The organism is Paenibacillus sp. FSL W8-0187 (assembly GCF_037969755.1).
Lineage (GTDB): Bacteria > Bacillota > Bacilli > Paenibacillales > Paenibacillaceae > Paenibacillus_AQ.
In genome coordinates this window covers 6,431,080-6,445,491 of sequence record NZ_CP150206.1, presented here as the reverse complement: position 1 = coordinate 6,445,491, position 14,412 = coordinate 6,431,080, and the positions used below count along the sequence as shown (strand labels likewise).

General features: G+C 53.5%; 2 protein-coding genes. Both read left to right on the top strand.

The features are described 5' to 3' along the window. Window positions 1-8 precede the first annotated feature (8 nt). Complete coding sequence (locus tag MKY48_RS29340) at window positions 9-7,811, top strand: SDR family NAD(P)-dependent oxidoreductase (RefSeq protein WP_339268125.1); 7,803 nt, start codon at window positions 9-11, stop codon at window positions 7,809-7,811. Beyond that, the gene (locus MKY48_RS29335; protein WP_339268123.1) at window positions 7,808-14,293 is read left to right on the top strand and encodes an HAD-IIIC family phosphatase; all 6,486 of its coding nucleotides are present in this window, start codon (window positions 7,808-7,810) and stop codon (window positions 14,291-14,293) included. Before MKY48_RS29340 ends, MKY48_RS29335 begins: the two co-directional genes overlap by 4 nt. Window positions 14,294-14,412 lie beyond the last annotated feature (119 nt).

Here is a 14,412-nt window from a genome sequence, read left to right as displayed (position 1 = left end):
GTGGCAAGATGAGTGCCGAGAACGAGAAGTACGGAGAAACCGGTTTGGAAATTGCCGTTATTGGAATGGCAGGAAGATTTCCGGGTGCGAAGAACCTCACGGAGTTTTGGGAAAACTTGCGTGCCGGCAAGGAGTCGGTCACTTTTTTTACGGATGAAGAGCTGGAGAAAGCAGGGATTGCCCCGGAAATGCTCAGGCATCCCCAGTATGTCAAAGCAAAGTCTCAGCTAGAGGACGTGGAGTCGTTTGATGCGCCGTTTTTTGAATACACGCCACGAGAAGCCGAGCTAATCGATCCACAGTTCCGTCTGTTCCACGAATGTGCATGGGAAGCGCTTGAGCATGCGGGACACCTTCCCGAAACCGAGGATCAACTCATCGGGGTGTATGCAGGGGCTTCTCCTAACACCTATTGGGTCGCAAGCCAAGCCATGAATGCTGTACATGCCAGTGATCAATTTCAAATTCTGCAATTAAATAATCCTTCGTTTACGACGCGAATTTCATACAAACTGAATCTGAAAGGCCCAAGCGTAAGCGTGCAAACGGCTTGCTCTACCTCTCTTGTATCCATTCATCTGGCTTGCCAGGGATTGCTGGCCGGCGAATGCGATCTTGCCTTGGCCGGAGGGGTTTCGGTCAATTTGCCGCGCACAACCGGCTATCTCTACCAGGAAGGAATGATCCAATCTCCCGACGGACACTGCCGGCCTTTTGACGAAGGCGCAAGCGGCACTTTGTTCGGCGACGGAATCGGAATCGTCGTGCTCAAGCGGCTCGCAGACGCCGCTAGGGATGGAGACGTTATTCATGCGGTTATCAAAGGCTCGGCGGTTAACAATGACGGCAGCCGGAAAGTAGGGTACACGGCGCCAAGCACGAACGGCCAGGTGGAAGTTATTCGCGCAGCCCACCAAATGGCAGAAGTTGATCCGGAAAGTATCGGGTACATCGAGGCCCACGGAACAGGGACTACACTGGGGGACCCGATCGAAGTGGAGGCGCTGCAAGCTGCTTTCGCCACGGATAAAAGGGGCTTTTGCAAAATCGGTTCGCTCAAATCCAATATCGGTCATCTGGACGCCGCGGCAGGAGTCGCGGGTTTCATCAAGGCCGTATTGGCGCTTAAGCATCAGCAAATCCCGCCAAGCCTTCATTTTCATCAACCGAATCCCAAAATCGATTTTGAAAACTCTCCTTTCAAAGTCAATTCGGAGCTTAGCGATTGGAGAAAAACAGAAGGACCTCGGAGAGCAGGAGTCAGCTCCTTCGGTATCGGGGGGACGAATGCCCACGTCATTCTGGAGGAGGCCCCGATTGGCGCGGCAAGTTCGGCGGGACGCGATCTGAAACTGCTCGTACTCTCTGCCCGGACGGAGGAAGGGTTAGAACGGGCGACTCGCAATCTCGGCGAGTTTCTGCGGACTTGTCCCGAAGCTGATTTGGCTGATGCGGCTTATACGCTGCAGACAGGCCGCAAACGGTTCCGTTACCGCCGAACACTGGTCTGCGCTGATGTCCGTGAAGCTTTGGAGCGTCTGGATGCTATCGATGAAGGCAAATTGCAAACGGGCGAGTCGGAGAGGGATCAGACCCGGGTTGTTTTCCTCTTCCCGGGGCAGGGCTCGCAGTATGTGAACATGGGAGCTGATTTATACCGCAAGGAGCCTTTGTTCCGGGCGGAAATGGACCGCTGCTGCGAGATCATTACAGCAGAGGGTGGCACCGATCCAAGGCATGTGCTGTACGGGGCTTCGGACAGTGCGGCAGCTGCTGATAGGATTAACCAGACGGAAGCGGCACAGCCGACTTTGTTCGCGTTCGAATATTCGCTCGCGCAGCTCCTGATGTCATGGGGCGTTAAGCCGAATGCCATGATCGGGCACAGTATCGGAGAGTACACGGCTGCGTGCCTGTCGGGTGTTCTATCACTTAGGGACGCGCTGAAGCTCGTCACACTGCGCGGCAAGCTTATGCAGAGCCTGCCTGCCGGAGAGATGCTGAGCGTCTCCCTTGACGAGGCAAGTTTATTAGAGCTTCTTCCGGAAGGACTGGCGCTTGCAGCCGTTAATGGACCGGAGCTCTGTGTTGTTTCCGGCCCGCATGCGGACATCGCTTCCTTTGAAACCAAACTTACCGGGCTGCAGGTGGTGCATCGAAAGCTTCATACGTCACATGCGTTTCATTCGGCCATGATGGAGCCGATATTGGAGAAATATGAGGCAAAAGTCAAGCAGGTGGTCCTATCCGCCCCGTCAATTCCGTATGTGTCCAATGTAACGGGAACATGGATAACGCCGGAAGATGTCGCCGATCCCGCATATTGGACTAGGCATTTTCGGGAAACGGTGCGGTTCGCAAGCGGGGCGGCCGAGCTGCTTAAGGAGAAGCAGGCCGTATTTATAGAAATCGGACCTGGCAATGTTCTCAGCAGCTTCATCCGTAAACAACAGGGGAAGGAAACGGAGCGTAAGCATGAAGTGTTCCATCTCGTCCGTCATCCGCACGAGCAGGCCGCAGATGATGCTTTCTTACTAGAGAAGATCGGCAAACTGTGGATTGCAGGCACGCAGATCGATTGGAAGGGGTACTACAGCTCGGAACGCCGACGGCGGGTTACTCTGCCGACTTATCCGTTCGAACGCCAGCGGTACTCCGTAGAGGGCGCACAATGGTCATTGCGAAACATGCAGGAGAAAACAGCTCAGCGGAGAATGGGAGCTACGGAAACGGAGACCGGGAACGAAGCTGTTAAACAATCCCAAGTAGCCGCGCGTATGCGGTCTGCATCCTCTATAGAACAGACGGTTGCAGAACTTGTCCAGAATCACTTCGGATTCGCGCATCTTGGGATCAATGACAACTTTTTTGAAATCGGAGCAAGCTCGCTCGATATTTCCCAGCTGGCTGATAAGCTTGCGGAAGTGCTGGGGATGGAAGTGCCCGTGGTTACCTTGTATTCTTATCCCTCCGTTCGTACCTTAGCGGCATTCTTACGTGGAAACGGACAGGGAAGCTCAGCGTCCGATGAGGCAGCGGTTGAAGAAGAAGCAGAGCGCCAGAATGCCATTAACGAGGGAATGGCGCGTTCCGAGCGGATGAGGACCATATCGGTCCAAGATAGAGATCTGACGGGAAGGCAGGAACAAACGGAACGTGAAGCCGTGGGGGAGAATGGGCTTGAGATAGCGGTCATAGGTATGGCCGCCAGATTTCCGGGTGCGGACAGCATCGGCCAGTTCTGGAGCAATTTGCGCGACGGCGTCGAGTCGATAACGTTCTTCACGGACGAAGAGCTGGTACAGGCAGGCGTCGACCCGCAGCTTGTATCTCATCCTTCCTATGTAAAAGCCAAAGGCGCTTTGAACGGGATCGATCAGTTCGATGCCGCGTTTTTCGGCTATTCACCTCGGGAAGCGCAGCTAATGGACCCGCAGTTACGGCTTTTTCACGAATGCGCTTGGGAAGCGATCGAATCCGCCGCCTACAATCCCGACACTTATCCGGGACTTATCGGCGTCTATGCTGGCGCGACCCCGAATCTGGAGTGGGTTTCCCGCTTTGCGCCTGCTTTGGGCGGAACGGAACGATTCAGCGCCATGCTCCTTAACGATAGGGAGTTTTTCAGCACCCAGCTGTCGTATAAACTCAATCTCCGGGGCCCCAGCATCTCGATGCAGACCGCTTGCTCCACATCCCTGGTTAATATCGTTCTGGCCTCGCAAGGTTTATTGGCGGGCGCGTGCGATATCGCTCTGGCCGGCGGCTCCACTGTCAGCGTACCCGACAAATCCGGTTATTTGTACGAAGACGGTATGATTCAGTCGCCGGACGGGCATTGCCGAGCCTTCGACGAGCAGGCGGCAGGAACTGTTTTCGGAGACGGTGTCGGTGTCGTTGTCCTGAAACGTCTGAGTGATGCCATTGCGGATGGAGATGTTATCCACGCCGTTATCAAAGGTTTTGGCTTGAACAATGACGGTACCCGCAAGGTAGGCTTTACCGCTCCGAGCACAAAGGGACAAGCCGAGGTCATCCGTGCCGCTCATCGGATGTCGGGTGTGGATCCGGAAAGCATCACTTATGTAGAGGCGCACGGAACAGGCACAAACATGGGGGATCCGATTGAGATCGAGGCTTTGAAGGAAGCCTTCGGCACGGATAAAAAGGGATTTTGCCGTATCGGGTCGGTCAAGACGAACGTCGGCCATCTCAACAGCGCAGCCGGAGCGGCCGGGTTCATTAAAACGGTACTGGCGCTCAAAGCGAAGCAAATTCCGCCGAGCCTGCATTATGAACGGGGAAATCCCAACATTGACTTCGCTAACAGTCCCTTTGTCGTCAATACGGAACTGGTGCCTTGGGAAGGCAGCCAGCATCCCCTGCGCTCCGGAGTCAGCTCATTTGGCATCGGTGGCACGAATGCGCACGTCATTCTGGAAGAAGCTCCCCCTAGGGAACCATCCGACGAAGGTCGTGCAGAGAAGCTGCTGATCTTGTCAGCAAGAACGCCAACAGCATTGACGGAGGCGAAAGCACGTCTGGCCGCATTTTTGACAGAGCATCCGCAAGTGAATCTGGCAGATACGGCGTATACGCTGCAAGCAGGCAGGAAGGCTTTTGAGTGGAGAGCCGCATTTGTGTGCAAGGATGCGGAAGAAGCGACCGCCATCTTGACATCGATAGGGTCCGATAAAATTGCCGAAGGCCAAACGGGGACGCAAACACGCTCTGTAGTATTCATGTTTCCGGGCCAGGGGTCACAATATGTCGGCATGGGACGGGAGCTCTATCTCAACGAACCTGAATTCAGAGAAGAACTTGATCGCTGCTTCGAGCTCGTTCAACCGTATGTAGAGCTTGACTTAAAGGCTGTCCTTTATGCCGCTGGCGAATCGGACCAAGATCATCGAGAGGAAATCTTGATGCGGACGGATATCGCCCAGCCCGTGCTTTTTATGATCGAATATGCGTTTGCCAGACTGCTTATACGCTGGGGCATCCGGCCCGAAGCGATGCTGGGTCACAGTATCGGTGAATATGTGGCAGCATGCCTGGCTGGTGTATTCACGCTGGAAGATGCGCTGCAGCTCGTAGCGCTTCGCGGCCGGCTCATGCAGGGGCTGCCGGCGGGATCTATGCTCAGCGTGGCGATGTCAGAAGCGGAACTGCGCCCATTGCTGCCTGATCATATTGCGCTGGCGGCAGTCAACAGCTCCTCCTTGTGCGTCGTATCCGGCACATCGGCTGAGATTGATGCATTCTCACGGCTGCTGGAAGACAAAGGCTGTGCCTGCCGTCTTCTCCACACATCTCATGCCTTCCATTCTCATATGATGGATCCGATACTTGCGGCATTCGCGGATAAAGTACGCTCGATCCGGCTGCATGAGCCTGAGCTGCCCTTTATTTCCAACGTGTCCGGCACTTGGATCACACCTGAAGAGGCTACGGATGCGGAGTACTGGGTTAGGCATTTGCGGTCAACCGTGCGGTTTGCGGACGGGCTTTACGAACTGTTGAATAATCCGCGCTCTGTATTCATAGAAGCCGGACCGGGCAATTCGCTCAGCACATTCGTGCGCAAGCATGAAGCTGGTTCGCGTGACCGGATCGTTGTCAATATGCTGAGACATCCCCAGGAAGCTGTTTCTGATACCGCGCACTTGTTGAACAAAATCGGACGCCTCTGGCTGGCGGGTATCGACATCGATTGGACGGGCTATTACGTCCATGAGCGGCGCAGGCGCATCGAGCTGCCAACCTATCCGATGGAGCGTCAGCGCTATTGGCTCGATGATGAGCAGCAGCCATTACCGGGAGCACGGCCATCCTCAGCCCCAAGAGGCGGTAAAAACGCTGACATGGCGGACTGGTTCTATTATCCTTCCTGGGAACGCGCCCTGCTGGAGGAGCATCCGGAAGAAAGCCGTCAGAACGGTCATAACTGGCTTGTATTCAAGGATGATTGCGGGATCGCGGACGAACTTGCCGCAAGTGTTCAAAATATGGGTGAGCGGACTGTAATGGTTAAGGCGGGCAGCGCCTTCATCGCGCATGAGAACGGAACGTTCACGCTTGTCCCGGGCTCTGCAGAGCAATACGTCCGGCTGCTGGAGGAACTGCAAAAGCGGGATTTCGTTCCCGACAAAGTCGCTCATCTGTGGAATGTTTCCTCCTCCGGGAAGGAAGAAGAGGAAATGGAACCTTTCGATGTGGAAGCGGTTGAACGCCGCCAGCAACAAGAAGGTTACTACAGCTTGATCTATTTGGCTCAGGCGCTGCGCAAGCATAAGGTAGAGGATATCCGTATAGCAGTCGTGTCCTCAGGAATGCAGGAAGTAACGGGGATGGAGCCGCTGTCTCCGGGTAAAATGACGCTGCTCGGACCCTGTATGGTCATTCAGCAGGAATACAGCGGAATTACATGTGTGAGCATTGATATTGATGTACAGGAAGAGACCAAGCAAAAGCGGCGAATCGCTGATAATCTTATCGGGGAATTATCGTCTCCGCCCTCGGACCGGCTTATCGCTTATCGGGGAAATTACCGATGGGTTCAGAATTTCAAGCCGGTAGGACTGCGCCAGGCGGAGAAATCGGCAGCTCCATTTCGGCAGCAGGGTGTATATCTCATTACGGGAGGGCTGGGAGGAATCGGGATGCTGACGGCAGAGTTCCTGGCGCGCAATTATGGTGCACGGCTCATTCTTACCGGACGTTCAAGCTTTCCCGACAAGAAGGAATATACGCGTTGTCTGGCTGAACATGGAGAGGAGCATCCGCTTTCTCAAAAAATCAGACGTGTGTTGCAATTGGAAGAACTCGGCGCTGAGGTTACCTATATGCAGGCCGACTTGTCTAATGAAGAACAGATGCGCCATGTCTTCAAGTTTATTGATCGTGAGTACGGCCGCCTTCATGGCGTCGTGCAGGCGGCGGGACTTCCTGGCGGCGAATCTTTCCGCGCGATCGAGAATATTAGCGGAGACCAGTCCGACGAGCAGTTCCGGGCCAAAGTCCAGGGTTTGCAGACGCTGGGCAGGCTAATTGCCGACAGGGAGGCCGAGATATGCATCCTGTTCTCCTCCATCGCCAGCATTCTCGGGGGACTCGGCTTCAGCGCTTATTCGGCCGCGAATTTGTACATGGATGCTTTTGCCCGCAAACAGAACCGGGCTGGCGGGACGAAGTGGCTGTGCGTCAATTGGGATGCGTGGGAATTCTGGGAAGAACACCGCTCGACGATCGGAGAGTCGCTTGTCGAACTGGCGATAACGCCAGCCGAAGCGCCTGATCTGTTCCGGTACGTCTACAGTCCGTGCGGCAGCAACCAAATTATTGTATCGACCGGTGATCTTCAGACGCGGATCGATCAATGGATTCGGCGCGCAGGCAAGAAAGAAGACAGTCACGCGGCAGGCGGCGTCTCATTCAGCAGGCCGGATCTAACCACACCTTATGCGGCGCCCCGCAATCGGGTTGAGAAGACGATAGCCGAGGTGTGGAAACAATTTTTCCGTATTGACGAGGTAGGTATCCACGATAATTTCTTCGATCTGGGAGCCAGCTCGCTGGATATGATCCAGGTGACCGCCAAATTGAATGAAGCGTTAGACGAGAGTATCGCCGTTGTTGATATGTTCACCTATCCCAGCATTCATGCCCTAGCTCAGCGCCTTACCCACAGCGAAGAAAACGAGGCGGAAGAGGCGGAGATGGAACATCAAATGATCGACTCCGCCGCGAAGGGAAGAAAGCGGCAGCAGCAGCAAAAAGAAAAGAGACGCAAAGGAGAGGTCTTGCTATGAGCATATCGAACGGTAGGGAGTATAACGGTTCGGAAATTGCCGTAATCGGCATGTCCGGCAGGTTTCCGGGAGCCAAAAACTTGCGGGAATATTGGGATAACCTCTGCAGCGGCAAGGAGAGCATCTCTTTTTTCAGTGATGAAGAGCTGTTGGAAGAAGGCATCGATGTGAAGACGGTGACTCACCCTAATTATGTGAAGGCCAAGGGAGTACTCGATGATCTCGAGTACTTCGATCCCGAATTCTTCGATTATACGCCTCGCGAGGCCGAGCTTATGGATCCGCAGTTCCGTCTTATGCACGAATGTTCCTGGGAAGCGCTCGAACAAGCGGGATATGATCCTAAGACATATAGAGGCTCGATCGGGTTATATGTAGGCGCGGCTTTTAATTCCAACTGGTTCATGCGCGCGTTCAAGGGGCTGGGAACAGCGGAAGAATCCGCCACCCTGGAGACGGCTATGCTGAATTTACGCGATTATATGGCCACACTTGTTTCTTATAAACTCAATATGAAGGGACCAAGCTTTACGGTGCAGACAGCTTGTTCGACATCGCTTGTTGCCATTCATCTTGCTTGTCAAAGTCTGCTCAGCGGGGAATGCAGCATGGCGCTGGCCGGCGGCGTATCGATACAACTGCCCAAGAGAGCCGGTTATTTCTATCAGGAAGGGATGATTAATTCCCCTGACGGCCACTGCCGGGCCTTCGACGAGAAAGGGGCGGGTACCGTCTTTGGTGAAGGCGCCGGGATTGTCGCCTTGAAACCGCTGGAGGATGCACTTGCAGACGGCGACCATATATACGCTGTAATTAAAGGCTCGGCGATCAATAACGACGGCAGCCGAAAAGTAGGCTATACCGCTCCTAGTACATCAGGTCAGGCGTCCGTAATCCGTGCCGCTCGCCATGTAGCTGAAGTGGAGCCGGAAAGCATCAGCTATATTGAAGCGCACGGTACAGGTACGACACTTGGCGATCCAATCGAAATCGAAGCATTGAAGACCGCTTTTCAAACGGACAAGAAGAGATACTGCGGCATCGGCTCGGTTAAATCGAACATCGGGCATCTGAACAACGCCGCAGGGGTAGCCGGATTCATTAAGACCGTGCTCGCCCTGGCCCATAAACAACTGCCGCCTACCCTTCACTATGAACGTCCGAATCCCAAAATCGATTTTGAGAACAGTCCGTTCTTTGTTAACGACCGGTTAAAAGACTGGACCAACGATGCCTTCCCTCTCCGGGCTGGTGTCAGCTCTTTTGGCATCGGCGGCACGAATGCGCATGTTGTCCTGGAGGAAGCGCCGCCTGCTTCCGCTTCCTCACGGGGCAGGTCGGCGCAGCTTATCTCTCTGTCGGCCAAGACGGAAGTTTCGCTCGACAGACTGACGGAGCGGATAGCACTGCATTTGCAGGAGCATCCTGACGTGAGCCTCGCAGATATGGCCTATACGCTCCATGAGGGAAGGGCAGCTTTCTCGTACCGCAGGACACTGGTCTGCGGAAGCGCGGATGAAGCGGTCATGCTGCTGGCTCAACCAGGTTCGCCCGAAGTTCAGAACGGATTTGCCTCTGTCGATGAGCCGCCGGTCGTATTCATGTTTTCCGGCCAAGGCTCGCAGTACACCGGAATGGGCCGGGAGTTGTATGAACAGGAGCCGGTGTTTCGCGAGGAGGCGGACCGCTGCTTCGAGCTGATGCCGGATGAGATCCGCCATGAGGCGAAGCGGGTACTATATCCCTCCGCCAATGAGCCGGATACGTCACTTATTAACCGGACTGACATTGCCCAGCCGGTTCTGTTTACAGTCGAATATGCGCTTGCCAGACTGCTGATGAAATGGGGAGTACAGCCGCAAGCCATGATCGGGCACAGCATCGGTGAATACGTCGCTGCATGTCTGTCAGGCGTCTTCTCGTTGGAGGATGCCGTGCGGCTCGTTACCCTTCGCGGTCAATTGATGCAGAGTCTGCCAAGCGGTGTCATGCTGAGCGTACCGCTGACCGAGCAGGAGATACTTCCACTGTTGTCCGGCGGCGTATCGCTGGCTGCGGTGAATGCTCCTTCCATGTGCGTTGTTTCAGGCACTTCGGAAGCGGTCGAGTCATTGGCTGGTTCCTTGGAAGAGAAGGGAGTCGAATGCCGTCGTCTCCACACGTCACACGCCTTCCATTCTGCCATGATGGAACCCATTCTGGAAGCCTATGAGCGCGAGGTAGGCAAGCTTGTGCTGAAAGCACCGCAGTTGCCCTTTATTTCCAATGTCACCGGAACCTGGATTCAGGATGAGCAGGCAATTAGTCCCGCTTACTGGGCACAGCACCTGCGCGGCACGGTAAGGTTCTCAGACGGGCTCAGTACCCTGATGAACGAAATGGACGCTGCGTTTGTAGAGGTTGGCGGAGGCAATGCCCTGACCGTATTTGCGAAGAGTCATCATGAATTCTCCAAAAACTCAGCCGGGGCCCCTAAAGAGCGTGTTATGGTGAACCTCCTGCGTCATCCGAAGCAGAATACCTCTGATGTCGCTTACCTGCTCCTTCAAGTGGGGCGTCTATGGAATGCGGGGATAAAAATAAATTGGACCCGTTTCTACGGGGAAGGGAAAAGAAATCGTATTCCTTTGCCAACTTATCCGTTTGACCGTCGCCGTTTCTGGCTTGATGAGGAAGGAATCCAGATCGTCCACTCCGATTTGCCAGCGAAGAGGCCAGGACAACAAGCTAATACGGAGCGGGATGACCGGATAGAGACCCAGAAAGAGAAAGGGTTATCTGAACCAAGCAACCCGCTGGAAGAGACGCTGGCCGGCATATGGCGCAATCTGTTCGGCTTAGAGCACATCGGAATTCATGAGGATTTCTTCGAAATAGGCGGGCATTCTTTGAAAGCGACCAGTCTGATCACAAAGATTCACAAGGAACTTGATGTGGAGCTGGCTTTGTCGGATATATTCAACATGCCGACAATAAGTGCGCTTGCCCGTTATATCGGACAGAAAGCTAAAAATAAATATTTTGCAATCGAACCGGCAGAGAGCAAACCTTACTACCGCTTGTCCTCTGCACAGAAACGCACGTTCCTCATTCATCAGCAAATCGGTTCGGTAACGACTTACAACATGCCGATGGCTTTGTGGGTACACGGAAAAGCGGAAGCGGATCGTTTTGAGCAGGCTTTCATTCAATTGATTCACCGTCATGAGAACATGCGCACCTCGTTTCATATGGTAGACGGAGAACCGGTTCAGCAAATTCATGAGAGTTTCACGTTTACCGTGGAACGCATGGAAGCGGACGAGGAAGATTTAAAGAAAATCATGCGGAAGTTTATCAGGCCTTTTGATCTGGGCAAAGCCCCTCTTATTCGCGCCGCTTTCGTTCGAATAGAGCCGGAGAAACATGTGCTGTTTATGGATATGCACAATATTGTTTCGGACGGCGCTTCAATGAATGTGTTTATTAAGGAATTCAGCGATCTGTATGCCGGAAAAGATCTCCCGCCTCTGCGCATTCAATATAAGGATTTCGCGGAATGGCAGCACCGCCTGCTGGGCGGGGATGTTATTCGGAAGCAAGAGGATTATTGGATGAACCAGTTCCGGCAGACAATCCCTGTGCTGAACATGCCGTATGACTTCGAGAGACCTGAATTTCAATCGTTTGTCGGCAGAGCGCACAAGATCAGCCTGTCCAAGGAAACCGCAGACCGGCTGAATGCTTTGGCCAAATCCCAGAATGTTACGATTAATGTGCTCTTGTTTCATCTATACACGATTGTGCTGCATGAATATACCGGTCAGGACGACATTACGGTCGGCTCGTTGGTGGCAGGCAGAAGGCATGCCGATGTGGAGCCTTTAATAGGCATGTTCACGAACTTCCTGCCGATCCGGGTCCGCTTCCAAGCCCGGCTCAGTCTTCTCGATCAACTGCTTATTCTGAATGACACGATGATGAATGCCTATGAGAATCAAGACTTCCCGTTCGACCGGATGGTCGAGAAGCTCTCGGCGAAACTACCGCGCGGACGTAATCCGCTGTTTGATACGATGATGATTTTTCACAATGAATTTGATGGTGACACCGTGCTTACCGCCGAAGGACTCACTTTCGAGAATTTTGAAATTACGAAGGGAATTTCCAAGCTCGATTTCAAACTCGATATCGGCTATGCGGATCATGGCGGCTTGCTCTGTGTCATGCAGTACAATACCGCTTTGTTCGCGGAAGCAACCATGGCGGGACTCATGGGGCATTTTACGGATCTGATTGAACTGGCTCTGGACAACCCGGCTATTGAATTGAGCGAAATCCGGCTGTTCACCGAAGAGCAGGAGGCTGAAGCGGCGGCAAAAAGAAGCAGTTCACTGCCGGAGCGTGTCTTTACCGTAACGGCCGTCTCTACCTTTACTGCGGACCCGATCCGTTCTTATGTCAGCTGGTGGGGAGAGCAGTTCGGAACACGTGTCGATATCCGTTTTGCACCATATCAACAAGTGTTTCAGGAGCTATTGAACCCGGACAGCTCCTTCTCGTCCGAAGAGGCTGCGGGACTGCTGCTCGTCCGCTTTGAAGATTGGTTGCGGGATGACCGCTCTCCGGAGGCCCAGCAGATTAAAAAGCTAGAACGAGCACTGGCCGATATGCTGCAGACATTATCTGCTGGCCGGAGAACGGGCCCGATATTCGCCGGAGTGTTTCCCGTATCCGCTTCATTAGGGGCTTCTCCGGTCATGGAGAGCTACCTGGAAGAGCTCGGGAATCGTTGGAAGCGCGAATTGGAAAGGCTGGATTATGTTCAGGTTATCGATTTCAGAGAGCTTAGCTCCATGTTCGGTATTGAACACATCCACGATTCCACTGCCGATGAAGCTGCACATATGCCGTTCACACCGGAATCTTATGCGGCAATCGGTACTCTTATTGCACGTCGGCTGCTCGCTTGGCAAGGACATCCCTTCAAAGTTATTGCGGTGGATTGCGATAACACGCTCTGGCATGGGGTATGCGGGGAGGATGGAGCGGCAGGGGTAACAGCCTCCGGTCCCTACCGCGAGTTCCAGCGGTATCTGCTGAGCAAGCAGCAAGAGGGCATGCTGCTGGTGCTGGTCAGCAAGAATAATGAAGCAGATGTATGGAATGTACTGGACAATAACCCAGACATGCTGCTTAAAAAAGAGCATTTTGCGGGAACGAGGATCAATTGGAACTTAAAATCCGAAAACTTGCTTTCATTGGCGGAAGAACTCGGATTAGGACTGGACAGTTTTATCTTCATCGATGACAGTTTGCTGGAATGTTCCGAAGTACAGTCACAGTGTCCGGAAGTCCTTACGCTTCAGCTTCCTGAAGAGCGGCTAATCCCGGCATTCCTGGAGCATATCTGGGCAACAGATCGCCTGCGCGTGACAGAAGAGGATAAACGGAGAACCGAAATGTATGTCTCAGAGCGCAAGCGCAGAGAAATTCGTTCTTCGGCTCCCTCTCTGCAGACTTTTCTCGACGAATTGGAGCTTAGACTGGGCATTTACGAAGCAACTGCTGAACAACTGCCCCGCATAGCCCAGCTGACACAGCGCACCAATCAATTCACGCTAAACGCAGATATAATGTCAGAGAGTGAACTGGAAGCTACGCGGGCTGAACCGGATACGAAATGCTGGGCGATTGAAGCCTCAGACCGGTTCGGGCATTACGGACTGACAGGGGCGGTCATAACGCGCTTCGAAAACGATATTGTTCATCTGGATGTATTCCTACTCAGCTGCCGCATTCTTGGGAGAGGGATCGAGTCGGCCGTAATCAGTTCTTTAAAGGCTTATTGCCATGAACGGAAGGCCGAATATATGGAGGCTGTGTGCACAATTACCGGGAAAAATGAGCCGCTGCTCGCATTTTTGAGATCGGGACCGTGGAGCATCACGGAGGAGTCCGGCCGCAAGGTGTGTTTCCGGATTGCAGTAAAGGATATCCCTGATTCCATCAAGCATATTGAAGTCCTTAACGAGCCACTGCCCGGCGTGGGACTGACCCAGCCTCAGCTCACCGGCAGCGAAGCGGGCACCGCCACAGGGCCGGCGCAAAGTTTAGAGAGAACGGGCTGGGAAGAAGTTCTCATTGGCCGTGAAAATCAGCAGCATCGCCGTCATTTGCTTCCGCTGCAGTATTCTGACGCTTCAAGGATGCTCCAGATTCCGGTAAAGGAAGTAGAAGATAGCGCAGCTCTGAGAGCTCCGTACCGGGCTCCGTCCAATCAGACAGAGGAAGCCTTGGTACAAATTTGGGAACGGGTGCTCGGGATCGGCGGCATCGGAATTGATGACGATTTTTTCCGGCTTGGCGGAACGTCCCTTCATGCTGTTCGGGTTGAGATCGAAATGGAGAAACAAGGTTTATCGGCAGAAGGACAGCAATTATTCAAATATCGCACGATTCATCAATTAAGTCCGTTCATTCGAATCTCTGTCATGGAATAATACGAGGCAACTTTACCTGCAAGGCATCATGAGACAAGGCTATCGCCTGTCAACGGATGCCTTGCTTTTTTATGGTAAATATAGGATAATGATTGAACTTCATGGGAATACAATAATAT